This is a genomic window from Phreatobacter sp., assembly GCF_016793595.1.
Lineage (GTDB): Bacteria > Pseudomonadota > Alphaproteobacteria > Rhizobiales > Phreatobacteraceae > Phreatobacter.
The window spans coordinates 155,599-177,287 of record NZ_JAEULY010000003.1; the positions used below are offsets into that span (position 1 = coordinate 155,599).

At 68.2% G+C, this 21,689-nt stretch carries 19 protein-coding genes and 1 pseudogene; 12 read left to right on the forward strand and 8 right to left on the reverse strand.

Annotated elements, in window-relative coordinates; translation table 11 throughout:
• Window positions 1–61: 61 nt before the first annotated feature.
• From prmC to JNK84_RS03620, 4 genes are all read right to left on the reverse strand, one after another.
• On the reverse strand, window positions 62–919 hold the full coding sequence (gene prmC, locus JNK84_RS03605; protein ID WP_293420651.1) for a peptide chain release factor N(5)-glutamine methyltransferase: 858 nt from the start codon (window positions 917–919) through the stop codon (window positions 62–64).
• Window positions 916–1,992 (reverse strand): peptide chain release factor 1, encoded by a 1,077-nt coding sequence (prfA, locus tag JNK84_RS03610; RefSeq protein ID WP_293420653.1) that lies wholly within the window; start codon window positions 1,990–1,992, stop codon window positions 916–918. The genes prmC and prfA overlap by 4 nt, the downstream gene beginning before the upstream one ends.
• Window positions 1,992–4,259, reverse strand: coding sequence for a phosphoenolpyruvate--protein phosphotransferase (gene ptsP / locus JNK84_RS03615; protein ID WP_293420655.1), 2,268 nt, complete (start codon window positions 4,257–4,259; stop codon window positions 1,992–1,994). Before ptsP ends, prfA begins: the two co-directional genes overlap by 1 nt.
• A 166-nt stretch (window positions 4,260–4,425) precedes the next feature.
• Window positions 4,426–5,664, reverse strand: coding sequence for an aspartate kinase (locus JNK84_RS03620; protein ID WP_293420657.1), 1,239 nt, complete (start codon window positions 5,662–5,664; stop codon window positions 4,426–4,428).
• A gap of 153 nt (window positions 5,665–5,817) precedes the next feature.
• Here JNK84_RS03620 and ubiG point away from each other — a divergent pair, with 153 nt between their 5' ends.
• From ubiG to JNK84_RS03640, 4 genes are all read left to right on the forward strand, one after another.
• Complete coding sequence (ubiG, locus tag JNK84_RS03625; protein WP_293420659.1) at window positions 5,818–6,585, forward strand: bifunctional 2-polyprenyl-6-hydroxyphenol methylase/3-demethylubiquinol 3-O-methyltransferase UbiG; 768 nt, start codon at window positions 5,818–5,820, stop codon at window positions 6,583–6,585.
• Between the two features lie 62 nt (window positions 6,586–6,647).
• Complete coding sequence (locus JNK84_RS03630) at window positions 6,648–6,983, forward strand: hypothetical protein (protein WP_293420661.1); 336 nt, start codon at window positions 6,648–6,650, stop codon at window positions 6,981–6,983.
• Window positions 6,984–7,176: 193 nt separating this feature from the next.
• On the forward strand, window positions 7,177–7,392 hold the full coding sequence (locus JNK84_RS03635; RefSeq protein ID WP_293420663.1) for a cold-shock protein: 216 nt from the start codon (window positions 7,177–7,179) through the stop codon (window positions 7,390–7,392).
• A 325-nt stretch (window positions 7,393–7,717) separates the two neighbouring features.
• Complete coding sequence (locus tag JNK84_RS03640; protein WP_293420665.1) at window positions 7,718–8,947, forward strand: ubiquinone biosynthesis hydroxylase; 1,230 nt, start codon at window positions 7,718–7,720, stop codon at window positions 8,945–8,947.
• 3 nt (window positions 8,948–8,950) lie between these two features.
• On the opposite strand, the gene JNK84_RS03645 is transcribed toward JNK84_RS03640, so the two are convergent.
• The gene (locus JNK84_RS03645; RefSeq protein ID WP_293420667.1) at window positions 8,951–9,481 is read right to left on the reverse strand and encodes a gamma-glutamylcyclotransferase; all 531 of its coding nucleotides are present in this window, start codon (window positions 9,479–9,481) and stop codon (window positions 8,951–8,953) included.
• Between the two features lie 86 nt (window positions 9,482–9,567).
• Here JNK84_RS03645 and JNK84_RS03650 point away from each other — a divergent pair, with 86 nt between their 5' ends.
• The 7 genes and pseudogenes from JNK84_RS03650 to JNK84_RS03680 all read left to right on the forward strand — a co-directional run bounded on the left by JNK84_RS03650 (window position 9,568) and on the right by JNK84_RS03680 (window position 17,018).
• On the forward strand, window positions 9,568–10,560 hold the full coding sequence (locus JNK84_RS03650; RefSeq protein WP_293420669.1) for a DUF2125 domain-containing protein: 993 nt from the start codon (window positions 9,568–9,570) through the stop codon (window positions 10,558–10,560).
• Between the two features lie 7 nt (window positions 10,561–10,567).
• Window positions 10,568–11,254: a GntR family transcriptional regulator gene (locus JNK84_RS03655; protein WP_293420671.1), complete on the forward strand. Its 687-nt coding sequence runs from the start codon at window positions 10,568–10,570 to the stop codon at window positions 11,252–11,254.
• Window positions 11,255–11,509: 255 nt separating this feature from the next.
• A pseudogene (gene atzF / locus JNK84_RS03660) lies at window positions 11,510–13,311 on the forward strand (allophanate hydrolase).
• Window positions 13,312–13,423: 112 nt separating this feature from the next.
• Complete coding sequence (locus JNK84_RS03665; RefSeq protein WP_293420673.1) at window positions 13,424–14,380, forward strand: ABC transporter substrate-binding protein; 957 nt, start codon at window positions 13,424–13,426, stop codon at window positions 14,378–14,380.
• A 78-nt stretch (window positions 14,381–14,458) separates the two neighbouring features.
• Window positions 14,459–15,310, forward strand: a complete 852-nt coding sequence (locus JNK84_RS03670) for an ABC transporter permease (RefSeq protein WP_441343199.1) — start codon at window positions 14,459–14,461, stop codon at window positions 15,308–15,310.
• Window positions 15,303–16,082 carry an ABC transporter ATP-binding protein gene (locus JNK84_RS03675; protein ID WP_293420675.1) on the forward strand — a complete coding sequence of 260 codons (780 nt, stop codon included), beginning with the start codon at window positions 15,303–15,305 and terminating at the stop codon, window positions 16,080–16,082. The genes JNK84_RS03670 and JNK84_RS03675 overlap by 8 nt, the downstream gene beginning before the upstream one ends.
• A 33-nt stretch (window positions 16,083–16,115) precedes the next feature.
• Window positions 16,116–17,018, forward strand: a complete 903-nt coding sequence (locus tag JNK84_RS03680; protein ID WP_293420677.1) for a polysaccharide deacetylase family protein — start codon at window positions 16,116–16,118, stop codon at window positions 17,016–17,018.
• On the opposite strand, the gene JNK84_RS03685 is transcribed toward JNK84_RS03680, so the two are convergent.
• Complete coding sequence (locus JNK84_RS03685) at window positions 17,019–17,567, reverse strand: CAP domain-containing protein (RefSeq protein WP_367272217.1); 549 nt, start codon at window positions 17,565–17,567, stop codon at window positions 17,019–17,021.
• Between the two features lie 135 nt (window positions 17,568–17,702).
• On the opposite strand from JNK84_RS03685, the gene JNK84_RS03690 reads away from it, so the two are divergent.
• On the forward strand, window positions 17,703–17,966 hold the full coding sequence (locus JNK84_RS03690; RefSeq protein ID WP_293420679.1) for a hypothetical protein: 264 nt from the start codon (window positions 17,703–17,705) through the stop codon (window positions 17,964–17,966).
• A 64-nt stretch (window positions 17,967–18,030) separates the two neighbouring features.
• Here the strand turns inward: JNK84_RS03690 and JNK84_RS03695 are convergent, their stop codons facing one another.
• Window positions 18,031–18,786: a DUF1223 domain-containing protein gene (locus tag JNK84_RS03695; RefSeq protein WP_293420681.1), complete on the reverse strand. Its 756-nt coding sequence runs from the start codon at window positions 18,784–18,786 to the stop codon at window positions 18,031–18,033.
• A 214-nt stretch (window positions 18,787–19,000) separates the two neighbouring features.
• Window positions 19,001–21,685, reverse strand: a complete 2,685-nt coding sequence (acnA, locus tag JNK84_RS03700) for an aconitate hydratase AcnA (RefSeq protein WP_293420683.1) — start codon at window positions 21,683–21,685, stop codon at window positions 19,001–19,003.
• Window positions 21,686–21,689: the final 4 nt, after the last annotated feature.

Below are 21,689 nucleotides of genomic sequence, written 5' to 3' on the forward strand. Positions count from 1 at the left end.
GATGTCGCTTCACGGATCGGCGGAGCACCGCGCCTTCGTCTTCGGCCTGCCGAAGCCCTGACTACCGGACGGCCAGAACCAGCGCGCGCGGAATGCCGGCGAGATCGGAACGCAGCGCCCTGATTGTCAGCCCGGCATCGCGGGCGATCGCCGCGACCGGGTGAGCCTGGCCGATGCCGAGCTCCAGCGCCACGACACCGCCGGGCGCGAGCAGGCGGCGTGCGTCACCGAGAATGGCGCGATAGGCGTCGAGCCCCTTCGCGCCGCCGTCGAGGGCAAGGCGCGGATCGTGGTCGCGCACTTCCGGGTCGAGCCGCTCGCAGTCGGCGGAGGGAATGTAGGGCGGGTTCGACACGATCAGGTCGAAGGGACCGCCGATCCCGGTGGTCCAGTTGCCCGTCGCGAAACCGGCCCGCGCGCCGAGGCCGAGCGCCTGGGCATTGGCGCGCGCGGCCGCCAGCGCCTGTTCCGAAAGGTCGACCCCCAGCCCTCGTGCCAGCGGTCGCTCAGCGAGGATGGCGAGCAGGATCGTGCCCGGCCCCGTGCCGAGATCGAGGATGCGGGCCTCACATTCGCGCGGGATCGCATCGAGCGCGGCGGAGACCACCGCCTCGGTATCGTCGCGCGGGATCAGGCAGGCGGCATTGAGGGTGAGGGACAGGCCGTGAAACTCGCGCTCGCCGAGGATGCGCGCGACCGGCTCCCGGGCAAGGCGTCGACTGGCAAGAAGCCCGATGCGCTCGGCCAAAACCGCGTCGACCGGCGCATCGGCCGCCGCTCCGGGATGGGCGGGATCGACGCCGGAGGCGTGCCTGACGATCAGCCGCGCGTCGAAATCGGCTTCCGCGATACCGGCTTCCGCGAAGGCCCCGGCGAGCCGCTTGCGGGCGTCGCGCAGCGGCGTGCCAGCCTCGATCACGCCGCGCCCTCGAGCGCGAGGAGGCCCGCCTGATGGTCGGCGACGAGCGCGTCGATGATCTCGCCCAGCGCTGTTCCCGCCATGATCTCCGGCAGCTTGTAGAGCGTCAGCTCGATCCGGTGATCGGTCACGCGCCCCTGCGGAAAATTATAGGTGCGGATGCGCTCGGAACGGTCTCCCGAGCCGACCTGCGTCCGCCGGTCCGCCGCGCGGCCGGCATCGGCTTTGCGCCGCGCCTCGTCGAACAGGCGCGAGCGCAGGATGGCCATGGCGCGCGCCTTGTTCTTGTGCTGCGACCGCTCGTCCTGCACCAGCACGGCCGTGCCGGTCGGGATATGGGTGATGCGCACGGCCGACTCGGTCTTGTTGACATGCTGGCCGCCGGCCCCCTGCGCCCGCATCACGTCGATCCTGAGGTCGCTCTCGTCGATGGCGACATCGACCTCCTCGGCCTCCGGCAGCACCGCCACGGTCGCCGCGGAAGTGTGGATGCGTCCACCCGATTCCGTCGCCGGCACGCGCTGGACGCGATGAACACCGCTCTCGAACTTGAGCCGCGCATAGGCGCCGGCGCCCTTCACCTCGGCGACGATCTCCTTGAAGCCGCCGACCGTGCCCTCCGAGAGCGAGATCACGTCCACAGACCAGCCCTGCAGCGCAGCATAGCGCTCGTACATGCGGTAGAGGTCGCCCGCGAAGAGCGAAGCCTCGTCGCCGCCCGTGCCGGCGCGGATTTCGATGATGACGTTCTTGGCGTCGGCCGCGTCCTTCGGCAGCAGGGCGAGCCGCAACCGGTGCTCCAGATCGGTGACCCGCTCCTCGAGCGCCGGCTTCTCCTCGCGCGCCAGCGCCGCCATCTCGGCATCGGTTCCGCCGTCGCCCAGCATCGCCTCGACGTCAGCCAGCTCGGCCAGCGCGGCGCGATAGGCCTCGACCGCCTCCACCACCGGCGACAGTTCGGCGAATTCGCGCGACAGGGCGACATAGCGTTCGCCATCGACGCCGGCGGCAAGTTCGGCCTCGACCAGCGCCCGCCGATCGACCAGCGCATCCAGCTTCTGGGTCGGCAGCATCAGAGCGTCACGCCTTCAGCCTCGGCGAAATGGCGCAGCCGCTCGCGGATCGACGGGCCGCCCTCCTTGGGCTGCTCGATCAGCGGGTCCAGCACGGCGGCCAGCCGGCGGAGATCGAGTTCGAGGATCATCGACTTCACCGGCCCGACCGCGGCCGGCGACAGCGACAGCGACCGGTAGCCGAGGCCGGCCAGCACCATGGCTTCCAGCGGCCGGGAGGCGAGCTCGCCGCAGAGCGTGACCAGTTTGCCGTATTCCTGACCCTTGCGCGCCAGCAGGCGCAGGGCACGCAGGATCGGCGGGCTCATCACGTCGAAGCGGTTGGCGACGCGGTTGTTGCCGCGATCCACCGCGAACATGAACTGGACGAGGTCGTTTGAGCCAACCGACAGGAAATCGACGCGCGGCAGCAGCTCGTCGAGCTGGAACAATAGCGCCGGCACCTCGACCATCGCGCCCACCTGCACCCGTTCGGGCATGCGGTGCTCGTGACGGCGCAGATGCGTCAGTTCGCGCTCGACGATGGCCTTGGCCTGGTCGAATTCCTCGGCCGCTGCGATCATCGGGAACATGATGCGGACCTCGCGGCCCGCGCCCGCGCGCAGCATGGCGCGCACCTGGCTGCGCAGCAGGCCCGGCCGGTCGAGGCCGAGGCGGATCGCCCGCCAGCCCAGCGCCGGATTCTCCTCCTGCACCACATCCATGTAGGGCAGCACCTTGTCGCCGCCGATATCGAGCGTGCGGAAGGTGACCGGACGACCATCGGCCGCGTCCAGCACCTTGCGATAGAGGTCGAGCTGCTCGGCGGTGCGCGGCAGCGAATTCGCGACCATGAACTGCAGTTCGGTGCGGAACAGGCCGATGCCGGCCGCGCCGGTCTCGCTGATGAACGGCAGATCGACCATCAGGCCGGCATTGAGGTTCAGCTTGATCTCGACGCCGTCCCTGGTGATGGCCGGCATGTCGCGGATGGCGGCGTACTGGGCCTGCCGCCGGGCGCGGAACCGCACCTTCTCGGCATAGGCGCTCTCGACGTCGCCGGTGGGGCGCAGATGCACTTCGCCGGTGGCGCCATCGATGATGATGGCATCGCCCGGATCGGCGAGGCTGGTGACGTTCTCCGCATGGCCGACCGTCGGAATGCCGAGCGAGCGCGCCACGATGGCGACGTGGCTGGTCGCGCCGCCCTCCTCCAGAACGAGGCCGCGCAGACGCGAGCGGTCGTAGTCGAGCAGCGCCGCCGGCCCCATGTGCCGGGCCACGACGATGGCGTTTTCCGGCAGGTCCTCGCGCGCGGTCGGCTTCTCGCCGGTGAGCTGGCGCATCAGGCGGTTGGCGAGATCGTCCAGATCGTGCATCCGCTCGCGCAGATAGGGGTCGGTCTGGCGCATCATCCGCGCGCGGTTGTCCGACTGGACACGCTCCACCGCCGCCTCGGCGGTGATGCCGGTGCCGATCGCCTCCTTCAGCCGCCGCACGAAGCCGCGATCATGCGCGAACATGCGGTAGGCTTCGAGAATGTCCTTGTGCTCGCCGCCGCGCGCCACGTCCTCGCTGTCGAGCATGTCGTCGATCTCGGCGCGCAGCGATTCGATCGCCGTCTCCAGCCGCGCCATTTCCCGGTTGGGGTCGTCCGCGATCAGCTTGGTGACCTGGATGCGCGGCTCGTGCAGCACGACGTGGCCGAGCCCGACGCCGTCGGCCAGACCCTCGCCCGGCAGGTGAAGCGGGCGGCGGGCGGCGGGCTCCTGGCCCGGCAGGGCGAGCGCGGAGAGCTCGCCCGAAGCGATCATCTCGGCGAGAACCATCGAGGTCGTCTGAAGCGCCTCGACCTCGTCTTCCTCGTATTTGCGGTGCGCCCGGTTCTGGACGACCAGCACGCCGAGCGTGTTGCCGCCGCGCAGGATCGGCACGCCGAGGAAGGAGTGGAATATCTCTTCACCCGTCTCCGGCTTGAACGAGAAGGACGGGTGCTCCTGCGCGTCCGACAGGTTCAGCGATTCGGCCGTCTGGGCGACGAGACCGACGAGACCCTCGCCCGCCCGCATGACCGTAAGATGGACGGCCTCGCGGTTGAGGCCCTGCGTCGCGTACAACTCCAGCGTGCCGTCGACGCGCAGCACATAGACCGAGCAGACCTCGGCCACCATGTTGGCCGCGATCATCACCACGATCTTGTCGAGGCGCTCCTGCGCCGAGATCTGCTCCGCCATCACCTCGCGAAGGCGACGAAGCAGAAGGCGCGGACCGCCGAATGCCGGACGCATCGGACTGGTCTCGATCTGGGCCCTGTCAGCCCTCGGGGACTTGCAACGGAACGGCGAACGGGCGCCGCTAACCCACCATTAAGGGCCGCGCCGCCGTTTGCAAAGCAGGTTGGAGGCCGCGCAGGGCAGGAAGCGGACCAGCGCGCGGCCCGCTGCCGGCATCACCTCAGGCCGCCTTGTCGAGCCCGTAGAGCGAGTGCAGCGTGCGGGCGGCAAGCTCCGTATAGGCTGCATCGATCAGCACCGAGAACTTGATCTCGGAGGTGGTGATCGCCCGGATGTTGATGCCCTTGTCCGCCAGCGCCTGGAACGCCTTGGCGGCAACGCCCGCGTGCGAGCGCATGCCGACGCCGATGCAGGACAGCTTCACCACGTCCGAGGCGGTCTCCAGCGCCTTGAAGCCGACCGTGTGCTTGGCGTCCATCAGCACCCGCCGGGCGCGCTCGAGATCGGCGCCGGGGCAGGTGAAGGTGATGTCGGTGGTCGCGCCGTCCGAGGAGACGTTCTGCACGATCATGTCGACATTGATATTGGCCTCGGCCAGCGGGCCAAAAATGGCGGCGGCCACGCCCGGCTTGTCGGCGACGGCGCGAATGCTCACCTGCGCCTCGTCCTTGGAGAAGGCGATGCCGGTGACGACCTGCTTTTCCACGATTTCCTCCTCGTCGCAGATGAGTGTGCCGAGCTGCGGGTTGTCGGGATCGTCGAAGGACGACCGGACATAGGTCCGCACCCCATGGATCATCGAAAGCTCGACCGAACGCACCTGCAGCACCTTGGAGCCGAGGGACGCCATTTCCAGCATTTCCTCGAAGCCGACCTTGTCGAGGCGCTTGGCCTTCGGCACGACGCGCGGGTCGGTGGTGTAGACGCCGTCGACGTCGGTGTAGATGTCGCAGCGCTCGGCATGGATGGCGGCGGCGATCGCCACGGCCGACGTGTCGGACCCGCCGCGTCCCAGCGTCGCGATGCGGCCGGTGTCGCGGGTGACGCCCTGGAACCCGGAAATGACCGCGACCTCGCCGGCCGCGAAGGAGGCGTCGAGATTGGCCGAGGGAATGTCGGCGATGCGGGCGACCGAATGGGCCTCGTCGGTGATGATCGGCACCTGCCAGCCCTGCCAGGACCGGGCCTTGAGGCCCATCGAGTTCAGGACGATCGCGAGAAGGCCGGACGTCACCTGCTCGCCCGAGGCGACGACCGCGTCATATTCGGCATGGTCGTAGAACGGCGCGGCTTCCTTGCACCAGGCGACCAGCTCGTTGGTCTTGCCGGACATGGCGGAGACGACGACGGCGACGTGATAGCCGGCATCGACCTCGCGTTTGACATGTCGCGCCACGTTCTTGATGCGGTCGATATTGGCGACGGAGGTTCCGCCGAACTTCATCACGAGGCGAGGCATGACTGGCTATCCGGCGCGATCTGCGCCCCCGGGGTCGAAAAGGCGCGTATGCATAACGGCCGATCGGGGGTATGGCAACGCATCCGGATCGATCCGTTCGGACGCTCAAGACCCCGGATGCTCAAGACCCCGGACGCTCAAGACGAGGCCGCCATGACCGGAGCCGCAACCAGCGCCGACCGCGCCGCCCCCTCGACCCTCGACGCCGCCGAGGTCGAGAAGTTCGCGCGCCTTGCCGAGGAATGGTGGAACCCGACCGGCAAGATGGCCGTGTTGCACAAGTTCAATCCCGTGCGGCTGGCCTATACCCGCCGTCTGGCCGTCGCCGAATTCGGGTTGGACGAGAAGTCCCCGCGCGCGCTCGCGGGCCTGCGCGTGCTCGACATCGGCTGCGGCGGCGGCCTCCTGTCGGAACCGCTGGCGCGGATGGGCGCCAATGTCGTCGGCATCGACCCCGCTGCCACCAATGTCGAAACGGCGAAGGCCCACGCCGCCGGCTCCGGCGTGCCGGTCGACTACCGCGCCACGACGGCGGAGGCCCTCGCCGCGGCCGGAGAGGCCTTCGACATCGTCCTCGCCATGGAGGTGGTCGAGCATGTCGCCGACGTCGACCTCTTCGTCGAAGCCTGCGCAAAACTGGTGAAGCCGGGTGGCCTGCTGGTCATGGCGACGATCAACCGGACGATGAAGAGCTACGCGCTCGCCATCGTCGGCGCTGAATATGTACTGCGCTGGCTGCCGCGCGGCACACATGACTGGAACAGGTTCGTCACGCCGGGCGAGCTCGACGCCGCGATGGCCGCCGGCGGCATCGGCGCCTTCGATCGGACCGGCGTCTGGTACGACCTCCTGCGCGACCGCTGGGCGGAGACCCGCGACACCGACGTCAACTACATGGTCGCCGGCCGGAAGGCCCGCTGATCCGGCGCTCCAGCGGACGCTTCTCCATTGGAGGCGGGCCCGGTCGGTGCTAGGCTTGCGCCATGCGCCGCTCGGCTTTCCTCATTGCCGCCGTCGTTCTGGCCGCAGCGCCGGTTGCGGCCGAGGATGTCGCCGCGCCGCGTCCGCAGCTCGTTTCCCAGCGCCAGCCCTTCACGCCCGGACCGCCCGTCGAGCTTCCGCCCTGCACCTGCCGGGCGTCGGGGCAGGATTGGCGCGTCGGGCAGACCGTCTGCCTCAGAACGACCGGCGGCGAACGCCTCGCCATCTGCACGACCGACGAGAACGTGACCACTTGGCGTATATCGAACGTACCCTGCGCCACGTCTTCTTTGGCGCCGCGAACAACGGTGGCATTGACGCAGCGAAACCTTCGTTGATTCAACGAAAGGGGGCTGTGCATCCCTGAATTTCCGGGTTACGCTTCTTGTGGCTCTCAGATCCGGGCGGCAAGGATCTGGCGGCGGTCCGGTCTCGCCCAGGGCCCGGAACATCGCGGATATTCCTGGTCCGGAGCTCTCCCAGGTCCGCAATTGTGCGGAACCGGCAGTGCATTCGGAAAGGCTGACCGGCATGTCGATGACGGGTACCGTCAAGTTCTTCAACACCGAAAAAGGCTACGGCTTCATCAAGCCGGACGATGGGGGCAAGGACATCTTCGTCCATATCTCGGCTGTCCAGCGCTCGGGTCTCGCCAGCCTTGCGGAAGGTCAGAAACTGTCGTTCGAACTCGAGCCCGACAAGCGGGGCAAGGGTCCGAAGGCGGTCAATCTCGCGGTCAAGGCCTGACGCCGGATCGACGGGATTTCGGCGCTGCGCGTCGTCGCGACGTGCAGCGATAAAAGAGTTCGGCCGCGATTCCGTGGCCTCTTGTCAGACCTGCGACGCCTCCTGTTGCATGGACGCGGCCGCAGCGCGGCTGGCTTCGGGCGCCGTTCACGGCATCCGCCGGCTGCGGACTATCGATCCCACACCCCAAGAATCCACACCCAAGAATACCGATCCCGCCTGCGAGGCATTGATCTCGGTCAGTCAGCTGGATCCGGCTCCCGGTATCGCCCGTCCGCCTGCCAAGCGCCTCGCGACCTCGTGCGAAATGCGCTAGACCATCGGCATGACGGCCCACCTATCCCAAACCGACATTCTCATCGCGGGCGGCGGCCTTGCCGGCCTGTGCCTCGCCGTGGCGATCAAGGACGCGCTGGGGAGCGGCACGACGGTCACCGTGGCGGACCCGGCCCTTGCCGCCCCGCCCGCCGAGGACGGCCGCGCCTCCGCCTTCGCGGCCGCGGCCTGCCGGATGTTCCGGACCCTCGGCGCATGGGAGCAGGTCGAGCCCGAAGCCCAGCCGATCCTTGACATGGTCGTCACCGACAGCCGGACGATGGACCCGGTGCGGCCGGTCTTCCTGACCTTCGCGGGCGAGGTCGCGCCGGGCGAGCCCTTCGCCTGGATGGCGCCGAACGCCGTCGTCACCCGCGCGTTGCGCGCCCGCGCCGAGGCGCTGGGCGTGACGCTGACCGCCGCCGGCGTGGACGGCTTCACCGCCGACACGGCCGCCACCACGGCGCGCCTCACGAACGGGCAGAGCATGACGGCGCGCCTGCTCGTCGCCTGCGACGGCGGCCGCTCGCGGCTCCGCGACATGGCCGGCATCCGCACGGTCGGCTGGGATTATGGCCAGTCCGGCATCGTCTGCACCGTCGCCCACGAATACGAGCATCATGGCCGCGCCGAGGAGCATTTCCTTCCCGCCGGCCCCTTCGCGATCCTGCCGCTGAAGGGCAACCGCTCCTCCATCGTCTGGACCGAGCAGACGGAACGGGCGAAGCGGCTCTGCGCGCTGCCCAAACCCCTGTTTCTCGACGAACTCGAGACCCGGTTCGGCCACCGTCTCGGCGTCATCGAGGTCGTCGACAAGCCGGCCGCCTATCCGCTCGGCCTCAAGGTCGCGCGCGATTTCGTGGCGGCGCGGCTGGCGCTGGTCGGCGATGCCGCCCACGTCATTCATCCGATCGCCGGCCAAGGCATCAACATGGGCTTCCGCGACGTGGCGGCGCTCGCCGAATGTGTCGCGGAGGCGATGCGCCTCGGCCTCGATCCCGGCGCGCCGGACGTGCTTGCCCGCTACCAGCGCTGGCGGCGCTTCGACACCGCGCTGATGGGCGCGACCACGGACGGGCTCAACCGGCTGTTCTCCAACGGCTCCACGCCGCTGCGCACGATCCGCGATCTCGGCCTCGGCCTCGTGGACCGCATGCCCGCGCTCAAGGGCTTCTTCGTCCGCCAGGCGGCCGGGATCACCGGCGACGTGCCCCGCCTGCTGCGCGGCGAGGCTCTCTGAGCCTTACAGCCGCGCCGCGAGCCAGTGCAGGCCGGCATCGCGGAAGCCCTGATCCTCGATCGACTGCACGGTGTTCTTCACATAGTCGGGATTGGCGCCCGACTGGCCATGGCCCTGCCGCACGATGTGCAGCTGCTGGTCCAGCGACAGCCGTCCGGCATATTGGGTGTGGCCACGGTCGACCACATAGGTCACCGCCCGGACCGCCGGGCTGCCCGGCCGCTCCAGTGTGACGCGGCGAAACACCTCCAGATAGACCGAGGTCACCTGCTCGCGCTCGCGCAGATAGGCGATGGTCGCGGCGCGCTTCTCGCCCGCAACGCGGTAGGCGATGCCGCGGCAGGCGCCGCCACGGTCGAGGCCGAGAACGAGACCCGGCCGCTCCGGCGTGCCGCGATGGACGTGGGAATAGACGCAAAGCGAGCGGTGCAGCCCGATCAGCTTGGCGGACACGCGCTCGACATAGTCGAAGCCCGGCCGCCACATGAGCGAGCCGTAGCCGAAGACCCAGAGTTCGCTGTTCTCGTGATCCATGGCACATGCTAGCCGTGAGGACGAAGGGCGCGGGCTCTGCTATAGAGCCCGCCCGCGCAAAGCAAGCTCAGGACCTGACCTCTCCCATGCCGCGTCTCAGGACGATTCTCATTCCGGTCGCCACCCTCGCCGTCGCAGTCGGCGGCTGGACCGCCATCTGGCACTGGGGGTCGAGCCGGGCGGAAGACCTGATCCAGCGCTGGCTGGCGGCGGAAGCCGCCAATGGCCGCGTCATCGAGTGCCAGAACCGCACGAGCGGCGGCTATCCCTTCCGGCTGGAGATCGACTGCGCGAAGCCGGTCGTGGAACTGCGCGACGAGACGCGCCCGTACCGCACGTTCCGGTTCGAGCGGCTGAAGGTCGTCTCGCAGATCTGGAGCCCCGGCCATGTCATCACCGAGGCGACCGGGCCGCTGACCATGGTGTCCGAAGGCGACCCCTCCGTGCTGACCGCCACCTGGACCCTCGCCCAGGCCTCGGCCCAGCTCGCCATCGGCGGATACGACAATTCCTCATCGGCCATCGACCAGCTGTCGGTCATGCGCGACGGCCAGCCGCTGCTGCGCGCCGAGCGCACCGAGTTCCATACGCGACCGAACCGCGCGGACCCCATCAGCGTCGATGTCGTCGCGAACCTGAGACAGGCGCTGTTCGGCGCGCAGGCGACGGGGCCGGTCGATGCCGAGCTTCAGATCGTCGCGCGCAAGCTCCTGCGCACGCCGAGCCGGCCGCAGGTCCTGCCGTTGCCGCAATGGCAGGCGGCCGGCGGATCGCTGGACATCGTGTTGCTGAAGGTTCAGCAGGGCGCGGCGCTCGGTCAGGCCAAGGGCGTCGTGCGGCTGACCCCGGACGGCAAGCCGGATGGCGAGATCGAACTGCGCGTCGCCAATATCGATGCCGCGCTGGATGCCACCGGCCTGCGCGCCTCACTCGGCCCGCTGGCCGCCGGCGCGCTGACCATGGCGAGCCGCCCGACCGATATCGACGGCAAGCCCGCCCGACTGTTCAACCTGCGCGCCAATGACGGGCGGCTGCAGATCGGGCCGCTGCGCCTCGCCTTGCCGTCGATCCTGCCCTGAACCGGTCATGACCGCCACGGCCAGCGCCCCGCCCCTGACTCGCGCAACGCGCTCCGAGGAACTGCAGGCGCGACTCGCCGACGCCATCGTCTCGGGCCGGCTGGCGCCCGGCGCGCCCTTGGACGAGATGCAGATCGCGACGGAATATTCGGTATCGCGTACGCCCGTGCGCGAGGCGCTGAGGCAGCTTTCGGCGTCGGGACTGGTCGAGATCAGGCCGCATCGCGGCGCCGTGGTCGCCAAGCCCGACCACGCCGAGCTCAGGGACATGTTCGCGGTGATGGGCGAACTCGAGGCGCTCTGCGCCGCGCAATGCGCGATCCGGATGAACAGCGCCGATCGGCAGGCGCTCGACGAACTGCACCGCGTCATGGCCGCGCTGGTGCGCGACGGCGACCTCGATGCCTATAGCCGCGCCAATATCGACTTTCACGTCGCCATCTATCGCGGTTCCGGCAATGCCTATCTCGCTGACCTGACATCCGCCACGCGGCGGCGGCTGGCGTCGTTCCGGCGTGCGCAGTTCGAGGGGCGCGACCGCCTGACCAACTCACATCACGAGCACGGGCTGGTCATTCAGGCGATCCAGCGCGGCGACAGCGAGCGCGCGGCGACGGCCATGCGCGCCCATATCGCGCGATCCGCGGCGGCATGGGACATCCTCGCAAAGACGTCGGATGCAGCATCGCCTTAGGGCTGACAGCCTAAATTTTAGGCTCTTTGTGCCGCGCATCGCCTTATTGCATACAATTACCGAGCGCACTGCCGCCCTCCCTCCGGGTCGCCATTCGCGGCGCGACGACCATTGAAGTCCGGCAGGCCTTGAATCTACAGCGCTTTCGCCCGCGCTATCCGTTCTCTCCCTTCACTCGGTCCCGCTTGCCCGCCCGGCCGCCGGCGCTTGGCACGTCGGTTGCGAAGGCTCCGCGTCACGTCACGCCGGAAGCCCATGCCGAACAGCGCGCCCACCATCGCCGGACTGCACAGCGCCTATGCCGCCGGAGCGACGCCAGCCTGGGTCGTGGCGGCTGCCTATGCCCGCATCCGCGCGGTGGACGATCCCGGTATCTTCCTGCATCTCGCGCCGGAGGCGGAGATTCAGGCCGCCGCCGCGAAGCTGCCGGCCTTCGATCCGACGCTCTACCCGCTCTGGGGCGTGCCCTGCGCGGTGAAGGACAATATCGACGTCGCGGGCATGCCGACCACCGCGGCTTGCCCGGCTTTCGCCTACACGCCGGCCCGCTCCGCCTTCGCCGTCGAGAAACTCATCGCGGCCGGCGCGCTGGTCATCGGCAAGACCAATCTCGACCAGTTCGCCACCGGCCTCGTCGGCGTGCGCACGCCGCATCCCGTGCCGCGCAACGCCTTCGACGCCGCGCGGGTGCCGGGCGGCTCCTCGTCCGGTTCGGCCATCGCGGTGGCGCAGGGCATCGTCGCCTTCGCGCTCGGCACGGATACGGCAGGGTCCGGGCGAGTGCCGGCTGGCCTCAACGATCTCGTCGGGCTGAAGCCCTCGGTCGGCGCCATCTCCGCGCGCGGCATGGTGCCGGCCTGCCGCACGCTCGACTGCATCTCGGTCTTCGCCCGTACGGTCGATGACGCCTTCGCCGCCTATGCGGTCATGCGCGGTTTCGACGCCGCCGACGACTATTCGCGGCCCGTGCCTGCCGAGGCCGCCCTGCCCCGCCGTATCGGCGTGCCGGATGCCGCGAGCCTGATGTTCTTCGGCGATCACGCCATGCAGGCCGCCTACGGCGCCGCGATTGCGCTGCTGCGCGATCAGGCCGACGAGATCATCGAGATTGACCTGACGCCGTTCCTCGCCGTGGCGAAACTGCTCTACGACGGCCCATGGGTCGCCGAGCGCCATGCCGCGATGCGCGCCTTTCTCGCGACCAATGCGAACGATGTCCACCCGGTGACGCGCGCCATCGTCGGCAATGCCGGCAAGTTTTCGGCGACCGACGCCTTCGAGGGCCTCTATGAGCTCGCCGCCCTGCGCCGCGCGACCGAGCCGACATGGTCGCGCGTCGATGCGCTGGCTGTTCCGACCGCCCCGATCTTCCCGACGCTGGCCGAGCTCGCAGCCGATCCGATCGGTCCCAACAGCCGGCTCGGCACCTACACCAATTTCGTCAACCTCCTGGATCTCGCGGCCCTCGCCGTGCCCGGCCCGTTCCGTCCCGACGGCTTGCCGGCCGGCGTGACGTTCATCGGGCCGCGCGGCAGCGATGCCGCCCTCGCGCGCCTCGGCGCCGCTTTCGAAATGCCCGCCGCCAAGCGGCGCGGCGCAACCCGCCCGGCCGCCGCATGATGGAGACCCCTTTGACCGACCTCCAAGCAAGCGACCTGATCGAGATCGTCGTCGTCGGCGCGCACCTGTCGGGCATGCCGCTGAATGGCGAACTGACCAGCCTTGGCGCCAGCTTCCGCCGCGCGGTCACGACCACCGCCGACTACAGGCTCTATGCGCTTGCCGGCGGCCCGCCGAAGCGGCCGGGCCTGATCCGCGTCGCGGACGGCGCCGGCGCGCCGATCGCCTGCGAGGTCTGGGCTCTGCCGCCGGCCGGCTTTGGCACATTCGTCAACACCATTCCGAGCCCTTTGGGCATCGGCACGCTGCGCCTTGCCGACGGCACCACGCCAAAGGGCTTCCTCGTCGAGCCGCAGGGCCTTGCCGGCGCGGAAGAGATCACCGCCCACGGCGGCTGGCGCGCCTTCATCGCGCATCTCGCGGGCAAGGCCGCATGAGCGAGATCGCAGAAGCACAGACCGCAGAAGACAACGAGTGCCGGGGCCAGTCCGGCCGAAAGCAGAAACAGGCGGGCGCGTTCCGTTCCGCCGCTTCCACAGGAGCCACGCCATGATCCGCCGTCGTCACTTCCTCATCGGTGCGGGCCTTGCCGCCGGCACGCTCTCCGCCCCGCAAGTGCCGCGCGCGCAGGAGCGCGTGATCAAGATGGGCGCGCTACGCCTCATCCATTCCATGCCGCCGCACTTCTACGAGCGCTTCGCGCCCGCCGGCACCAGGATCGAGATCATCACCTTCGATTCACCGACCGACGGCAAGAACGCCGTCGTCACCAAATCGGTTGATTTCGGCACGTTCGGCATCGCCGCCGCCATCCTGGGCGGCGCGGCGGGCGAACCGGTCACGGTGGTCGGCGCGCTCTCCAACAAGGGCATGGGCGTCATCTCCAAGGCCGGCTCGGACGTGCGCACGGTCAAGGACCTCAAGGGCAAGCGCGTCGGCATCTGGCCGGGCTCGACGCAGGAGGTGTTCATCATGGAACGCCTGCGCATGGAGGGTCTCTCCATCCGCGACGTCACCGCCGTTCGCGTGCCCTTCGGCGAGATGCACGCCATGCTCTCGCGCGGCGACATCGACGCCTATGTCGGCGCCGAGCCGGGCCCGGCCCTGTCGATCACCTCGGGCGTTGGCCAGCTCGTGGAATACCCCTACGGCACCGCCATGGGCGGCCTGAACATGATCTTCGGCACCCATGAGGAGACGGTCGCGAAAAATCCCGACCTGATCGTCACCATGCTGAAAGTCCACCGCCAGGCGGTGGAATTCATGAATGCCAACAAGCCTGTCGTCGCCGAGACCACCGTGCAGCGCCTCGGCGCGAACCGTGCGGCGGTGGAGCAGGCGCTTGGCGCCAACAACATCGAATATGTCTGGAAGCTCGATGAGACCGTGCAGAAGCAGGCGAAGACCTATGCCGAGCAGATGCTGTCGCTGCGCCAGATCCGTGCCCTGCCGGACTTCGCCAAGTTCCTGAACCCGAAATTCTCCGACCAGATCGCCACGGCCTGATCCGGTCCCGACCCGCGCCGTCCACGACATCGGCGGGCGGCGCTCGCCTCATTGACAGGAACGACGGGAGAATTGGCCATGGCCATGGTGGAGACAGGCGCGCCGCCCGCCTCCGTGCCGGTTGCCCGGCCGGCCGGCAAAAGCCTGTGGGAGCGGCTGAAGCCAACGGCACTGGCGCTGATCGTGCCCGCTCTGCTGCTCGCTTTCTGGCAGGTCGCGACCAGCCAGCGCTGGACCCGCCTGATCCCGACCCCCTACGAGGTCGGCGAGTACATGATCGATTTCGCCTGGGGCGGCGTCTACGACGACGCCTTTTCCGGCACGCTGGTCACACATCTCCTCGCCTCGATGGGCCGCGTCTATGGCGGCTTCGCGCTGGCCGCGCTCTTCGCCCTGCCGCTCGGCCTGATGATCGGCCGCATCCCGACCGCGCGCATGGTGCTGGACCCGTTCCTGCAGGTGATGCGGCCCATTCCCGTCACCGCTTGGCTGCCGCTATCGATGATCCTGTTCGGCCTCGGCCCGCGCTCCGCCTTCGCCCTCGTATGCCTCGGCGCCTTCTATCCGATCCTGCTCAACACGATCTTCGGCGTGCGCTCGGTGGACCCGAAGCTGTTCGAGGCCGCCTCCATGCTCGGCTGTCAGGGCAATGCCCAGTTCTACAAGGTGGTGCTGCCCGCGGCCCTCCCCTCGATCTTCACCGGCCTCAGGCTCGGCCTCGGCCTCGCCTGGTTCGTCATCGTCGTCGGCGAGATGACCGGCGTCCCGCAGGGCCTCGGCGCGGTCATCATGGACGGCCGCACCCTGTCGCGCACCGAACTCGTCATCTGCGGCATGATCATCATCGGCATAGCCGGTTACATCTCCGACCGGATCGTCGTGATGATCGGCAACCGCCTGCTTGCCTGGAGTCCGACCCATCATGGCTGAATCCAAGACGCCGATCATCGAGATCAGGCAGGTCTCCAAGGTCTTCAAGCTGCAGGACCAGACGATCAACGCCCTCCACGACGCCAATATCACGATCCGCAAGGGCGAGTTCGTCTGCCTGATCGGCGCGTCCGGCTGCGGCAAGTCCACGCTGCTCAGGATCATCGCCGGATTCGAGCAGCCGACGTCCGGCGAGGCGCTGATGTGGGGCACGCCCATCGCCGGACCCGATCCGACGCGCGGCATGGTGTTCCAGGACTATGCGCTGTTCCCCTGGCTGTCGGTGCGCGACAATATCGGCTTCGGCCCCGCATCGCGCGGCCTCGCGCGGTCGGTGGTGAAGGAGACGGTCGACAAGTTCGTCGAACTGGTCGGCCTCTCCAAATTCGCCAATGCCTATCCGCACCAGCTCTCCGGCGGCATGAAACAGCGCGTGGCGATCGCCCGCGTGCTCGCCAACGACGCCGAGATCGTGCTGATGGATGAGCCCTTCGGCGCGCTCGACGCCATGACCCGCGAGCGCCTGCAGGACGAGCTCCTCGACATCTGGCAGCGCACGGGCCTGACCGTGGTCTTCGTCACCCATTCCATCGAGGAGGCGATCTTCCTCGCCGACCGCGTGGTGGTGATGACGCCGGGTCCCGGCCGCATCGAGAGCGACAATCCGCTGATCCTGCCGCGTCCGCGCGACGTCGCGAGCCCCGAGTTCAACGACATCCGCCGCGAGCTTGGCGCGAAGCTCCACAGTCACCATGCCAAGAGGGCGGCCTGAGACGCTCCTTCGCTTTTCATGGACGTGCATCGCATGACCGAGCCCCTCCGCCCCGAACAGCGCCTCGCCTACACGGCCTCCATCGACCGGCCGCGCATCGCATTGCCGGACGGCAAGCTGCTGGCGATCTGGCCGGTGGTGAATGTCGAGAACTGGCGGATCGACAACCCGATGCCCCGGCAGGTGCTGGTGGCGCCGACCGGCGCCAGCCTCCAGCCGGACATCGCCAACTGGGCCTGGCACGAATACGGCATGCGCGTCGGCTTCTGGCGTTTCGCGGAAGCCTTCGCCAAACACGGCATCCGCCCGACCCTGTCGATCAACGGCTCCGTCGCCGTCGATTATCCACGCATCGCGGGTGCGGCGCGCGATGCCGGTTGGGAATTCATGGGCCATGGCTGGCATCAGGTGCCAACCCATCGCATCGAGGATCAGGCGGCGATGATCCGCCGGACGGTGGAGACGCTCTCCGCCTTCTCCGGCGAGCCGGTGGTCGGCTGGCTGGGGCCGGGCCTCACAGAAACTCTGGAGACCGCCGACCACCTCGCTGCCGCCGGCATCCGCTACATCGCGGACTGGGTGGTCGATGACCTGCCGGCGCGGCTGAAGACGACAGCGGGCGAGGTGCTGACCATGCCCTACTCGGTCGAGCTCAACGACATCCCTGTCATCATGATCCAGCACCACGGGGCCGACGAATTCCTGAACCGGACTCTGGCGCAGGCCGACCGGCTGATCGCCGAGGCGCGGAGTGAAGGCCCGCTCGGCGGCGCGAAGGTGCTGTCCTTCGCCATCCACCCCTACATCATGGGCGTGCCGCACCGGATCGCGGTTCTCGAGACGTTGCTTGCCGAACTGGCCTCACGCCCGGAGATCGCCTTCATGCAGGGCCGCGAGATCATGGACTGGTATCTTGGCTCAGGCGATCCGACCTGATCAGGTGGCCGCCAGCGGCTGGGCCAGCACCAGCGCCCAGAATACCCGGTAGCGCGAACCCGGCCGATAGCCGGTGGCGATGCCGATGCGGGTGACGTCCGGATTCAGCATGTTGGCGCGGTGCGGCGGCGAATCCCGCCAGCCGGAAAAGGCTTCGGCGAGAGTCATATAACCGGCCGAATTGTTCTCCACCGCCGCGCCATGGCGGAAGCCGGCGCCGGCGAGCCGCGTCGCCAGCGGCCCCGACCGGACACCAACCTGATCGGCCCCGCTCATGGCATTGGCCTGCGCCTCCGCCACCCGCATCAGCACGGGATCGACCGCGACGAGGCCGCGGCCGTTGTTGCGGCGATAACCGGAGATCATCTCGGCGGCCATGGGGGCGTCGACGCGCGCGCCGGCCTGCGCGAGATTGCGGTAGAAGCTCGGCTGCGACGGCTGCACCGGCGGCGAGGAACAGCCCGCCAGCAGAAGCCACGACCCGCCACCGACGAGCAGCGCCCGTCGCGGCGGAAACATGGCGAAATCCTTCAGCGCGCGTTCAGCCATCGAACCGTTACCTCGTCCCGGGACACTCACCCACCAGACGCACAGATGCGCGTCAATGGTTAAGCAAAGCTGTCAACGTTCTTTCAACTCTATGGTGATTGAACCGGCGGCAAAGGATTGGGACTGGACGGGATCATGCCCTGGTATCGTTGTGAAGCGCGCGGTGAACCGGCTCTTGCCGCCGGCTCGGAATTTGCCGCCACGAGGTTCGTCGAGGCCGACGCGGCCGAGACGGCGGCGCTCACCGTCCGCAAGAGCCTCGGCCGCGAACTCGTCCGCCAGGGTATCTGCCCGCTGAAGGCCGAAGGTCTCGTCTCGGTCGCCGCCGTCCGCCGCATCGATGAAGAGGACGTGCCGGGCATCGTGGCGCCGGACATCGTCTGGATGGCGCGCGCCTGACCCATTGGCCAGGCGAAGCAGTTCCAACCTGCGCGGAAGATGCGAGAGCCGAAAAGCGGGACGCCTACTGCGCCTGCGCCATCGCGGCGCCGATGATCGCGCCGGGCCGGCGCATCGTTCCCGCCTGGATCAGCACGACCACGCGTTCGCATTCCGCACCGACGAGGTCGCGCTTGGAGACCGTGAAGGTCCGGGCCGCGCCGCTCCACTCGCCGAGGCTGGCATGGGCGCGCACGACATTGCGATAAGTCACCGTCTGGCCGCGATTCTCGCCGCGGCTGATATCCACCGGCTGACGCGATGAAACGCCCAGCAAGGTGACGGTCGCGGGATTGTCGGGACCGACGAAGGGATTGGTCTGCTCGGGCAGCCGGACCGTGACGCTGTCGCCGTTGACCGAAACATTGACCGGCACCGCCAGCACGCCGACATGGCCCGTCGTCTGGGTGACCGACCGCTCGACCGCGACGCGGTCGGAGCCGATGGCATGGCCCATGCCGTTGACGATCATCTGCGGCGTGTAGACCTGACGGTCGCCGCGGACATAGGCATAGGCTTTCTGCCGCTTGGCGTGGAACGGGTTGGCGAGCGTGTCGCGCCAGCCGAGATAGTCCCAGTAGTCGACCGCGAAGGTCAGCGCGATCACGTCGGGCCGGTCGGCAAGGTCGGCAAGATAGCGGTCGGCGGGCGGACAGGACGAGCAGCCCTGGCTGGTGAACAGTTCCAGCACGGCGCGCGGACGCTCCGTCGCGACCGCAGCCCCCGACGCGAGGGAGACGATCGCCAGAAGCAGACCGCCGCATGCCTTGCCGAAGACCATCGGATTCCGCCCCGATCTCAATTCCACCCAAGCTTATCTGCGGTCGTTCTAGTCTCGCGGCAACCGCCAAGGCTACTCACGGTTGGGTGAAAATCACGCAAGTCGGCGTGAAACTCAATCGATTGCAGAATGCGGTCCCGCATGTGCCTGCCCGCTGGCCGGGCGACTTCCGCGCGGCGAATGCAACGCCGCGCGGCAAGACCGGAACAGGGCCTCAGGCCGCGAGATCGCGCAGCACGTACTGCAGGATGCCGCCATTCTTGAAGTACTCGATCTCGTCCAGCGTATCGATGCGGCAGAGGATCGGCACCCTCTTGACGGTACCGTCGGCGAAGGTCACCTCGGCCTCCATCTTCTGGCGCGGCTTCACCGTCTCCAGACCCTGGATGACGACGGTCTCGTCACCCTTCAGGCCGAGCGAAGCCCAGGTCGTGCCTTCCTCCAGCGTGAAGGGAACGACGCCCATGCCGACCAGGTTCGAGCGATGGATGCGCTCGAAGGACTGGGCGATCACCGCGCGCACGCCGAGAAGGTTGGTGCCCTTGGCGGCCCAGTCGCGCGACGAGCCATTGCCGTATTCGACGCCGGCGAAGATCACCAGCGGCACCTTCTCGGCGCGGTACTTCATGGCGGCATCGTAGATCGGCATCTCCTCCTTGGAGGGATAGTGGATCGTGAAGCCGCCTTCCTTGCCGTTCGGGCCCATCATGTGGTTGCGGATGCGGATATTGGCGAAGGTGCCGCGCATCATCACCTCATGATTGCCGCGACGCGTGCCGTACTGGTTGAAGTCGGCGACCTCGACGTGGTTGTCGATGAGGTACTTGCCCGCCGGGCTCGCGGCCTTGATCGAACCGGCCGGCGAGATGTGGTCGGTGGTGATCTTGTCGCCGAGGAGGGCGAGGACACGCGCACCCTTGATGTCGGTGATCGCGCCCGGCTTCATGCCCATGCCGACGAAATAGGGCGGGTTCTGCACATAGGTCGAACCATCGTCCCAGGCATAGGTCTGGCCCGAGGGAGCCTGCACCGCGCCCCAGTTCTCGTCGCCCTTGAACACGTCGGCGTATTTGGACTGGAACAGCTTGTTGGTGACATGCTTGGCGATGAAGGCGTTGATCTCCTGCGACGACGGCCAGATGTCGCGCAGATAGACCGGCTTGCCGTCCGAGCCCGTGCCGAGCGGCTCCTTGGTGAGGTCGGTATTGACCGTGCCGGCCAGCGCATGGGCGACGACCAGCGGCGGCGAAGCGAGGTAGTTCGCCTGCACGTCGGGGGAAACGCGGCCCTCGAAATTGCGGTTGCCGGAGAGCACGGCGGCGGCGATCAGGCCGGAATCGTTGATCGCCTTGGAGATCTCCGCCGGCAGCGGACCGGAATTGCCGATGCAGGTGGTGCAGCCGAAGCCGACGAGATTGAAGCCGAGCTTGTCGAGATCGGACTGCAGGCCGGACTCGGCCAGATATTCGGCGACGACCTGCGAGCCGGGAGCGAGCGAGGTCTTCACCCAGGGCTTGGACTTCAGGCCCTTGGCCACCGCGTTGCGCGCCAGCAGGCCAGCGGCGAAGAGCACGGCCGGGTTCGACGTGTTGGTGCAGGAGGTGATGGCGGCGATGACGACGTCGCCATGACCGATGGTGAAGTCACGGCCCTCGACCGCGACGCGGCGCGAGATCTCGGCGGACTTCTTGTAGTCGGTCTCCATGGCGGAGACGAAGCCGGCGCCGACGGCCTCCAGCGCGACGCGGCCCTCGGGACGCTTCGGGCCGGCCATGGACGGCACGACCTGACCGAGGTCGAGCTCCAGCGTGTCGGTGAAGACCGGGTCGGCCATGCCTTCCAGGCGGAACATGCCCTGCGCCTTGGCATAGGCCTCCACCAGCGCGATGCGCTCGGGCTTGCGGCCGGACGTCGTCAGGTAGTTCAGCGTCTCGCCGTCGACGGGGAAGAAGCCGCAGGTGGCGCCGTATTCCGGGCCCATATTGGCGATGGTCGCGCGGTCGGCCAGCGTCATGTTGCCGAGACCCTCGCCGAAGAACTCGACGAACTTGCCGACGACGCCCTTCTTGCGGAGCATCTGGGTGACGGTCAGCACGAGGTCGGTAGCGGTGACGCCTTCCTTCAGCTTGCCGGTCAGGCGGAAGCCGATGACTTCGGGCAGCAGCATGGACTGCGGCTGGCCGAGCATGGCGGCCTCGGCCTCGATGCCGCCGACGCCCCAGCCAAGCACCGCGAGGCCGTTGACCATGGTCGTGTGGCTGTCGGTGCCGACCAGCGTGTCAGGATAGGCGATGGTCTCGCCGTCCTCTTCCTTGGTCCAGACCGTCTGGGAGAGATATTCGAGGTTCACCTGGTGGCAGATGCCGGTGCCGGGCGGCACCACCGAGAAGTTCTTGAACGCCTGCTGGCCCCACTTGAGGAAGCGGTAGCGCTCGCCGTTGCGGGCATATTCGAGGTCGACATTCTGCTTGAAGGCCTTCGGCGTGCCGAACTCGTCGACGATGACCGAGTGATCGATGACGAGATCGACCGGCACCAGCGGGTTGATCTTCTGGGGATCGCCGCCGAGCGCCTTCATCGCGTCGCGCATGGCCGCGAGGTCGACGACGGCGGGAACGCCGGTGAAGTCCTGCATCAGCACGCGGGCCGGACGGAAGGCGATTTCCTTGCCGGCCTTGCCCTTGTCGTTCAGCCAGGCGGCGACGCCCTCGATGTCGGCCTTGGTCACCGAGCGGCCGTCCTCGGCGCGCAGGAGGTTCTCAAGCAACACCTTCATGGAGAAGGGAAGCGCCGAAATGCCCTTCAGGCCGTTCTTTTCAGCCTCGATCAGGCTGAAATAGACGTAGGACTTGTCCCCGACCTGCAGTGTCTTCCGGGCTTTGAAACTGTCGACCGACATGTGG

Excerpts from the sequence above, each read along its gene's own strand:
- JNK84_RS03645 (WP_293420667.1), bottom strand. The coding sequence starts at position 9,481 with ATGGATCACGAGAACAGCGAACTCTGGGTCTTCGGCTACGGCTCGCTC.
- JNK84_RS03630 (WP_293420661.1), top strand. The coding sequence starts at position 6,648 with ATGCGCCGCTCGGCTTTCCTCATTGCCGCCGTCGTTCTGGCCGCAGCG.
- JNK84_RS03690 (WP_293420679.1), top strand. The coding sequence starts at position 17,703 with ATGCCCTGGTATCGTTGTGAAGCGCGCGGTGAACCGGCTCTTGCCGCC.
- JNK84_RS03685 (WP_367272217.1), bottom strand. The coding sequence starts at position 17,567 with ATGGCTGAACGCGCGCTGAAGGATTTCGCCATGTTTCCGCCGCGACGG.
- JNK84_RS03695 (WP_293420681.1), bottom strand. The coding sequence starts at position 18,786 with ATGGTCTTCGGCAAGGCATGCGGCGGTCTGCTTCTGGCGATCGTCTCC.
- JNK84_RS03680 (WP_293420677.1), top strand. The coding sequence starts at position 16,116 with ATGACCGAGCCCCTCCGCCCCGAACAGCGCCTCGCCTACACGGCCTCC.
- acnA (WP_293420683.1), bottom strand. The coding sequence starts at position 21,685 with ATGTCGGTCGACAGTTTCAAAGCCCGGAAGACACTGCAGGTCGGGGAC.
- ubiG (WP_293420659.1), top strand. The coding sequence starts at position 5,818 with ATGACCGGAGCCGCAACCAGCGCCGACCGCGCCGCCCCCTCGACCCTC.
- JNK84_RS03665 (WP_293420673.1), top strand. The coding sequence starts at position 13,424 with ATGATCCGCCGTCGTCACTTCCTCATCGGTGCGGGCCTTGCCGCCGGC.
- JNK84_RS03650 (WP_293420669.1), top strand. The coding sequence starts at position 9,568 with ATGCCGCGTCTCAGGACGATTCTCATTCCGGTCGCCACCCTCGCCGTC.
- JNK84_RS03635 (WP_293420663.1), top strand. The coding sequence starts at position 7,177 with ATGTCGATGACGGGTACCGTCAAGTTCTTCAACACCGAAAAAGGCTAC.
- JNK84_RS03655 (WP_293420671.1), top strand. The coding sequence starts at position 10,568 with ATGACCGCCACGGCCAGCGCCCCGCCCCTGACTCGCGCAACGCGCTCC.
- ptsP (WP_293420655.1), bottom strand. The coding sequence starts at position 4,259 with ATGCGTCCGGCATTCGGCGGTCCGCGCCTTCTGCTTCGTCGCCTTCGC.
- JNK84_RS03640 (WP_293420665.1), top strand. The coding sequence starts at position 7,718 with ATGACGGCCCACCTATCCCAAACCGACATTCTCATCGCGGGCGGCGGC.
- JNK84_RS03675 (WP_293420675.1), top strand. The coding sequence starts at position 15,303 with ATGGCTGAATCCAAGACGCCGATCATCGAGATCAGGCAGGTCTCCAAG.
- JNK84_RS03670 (WP_441343199.1), top strand. The coding sequence starts at position 14,459 with ATGGCCATGGTGGAGACAGGCGCGCCGCCCGCCTCCGTGCCGGTTGCC.
- prfA (WP_293420653.1), bottom strand. The coding sequence starts at position 1,992 with ATGCTGCCGACCCAGAAGCTGGATGCGCTGGTCGATCGGCGGGCGCTG.
- JNK84_RS03620 (WP_293420657.1), bottom strand. The coding sequence starts at position 5,664 with ATGCCTCGCCTCGTGATGAAGTTCGGCGGAACCTCCGTCGCCAATATC.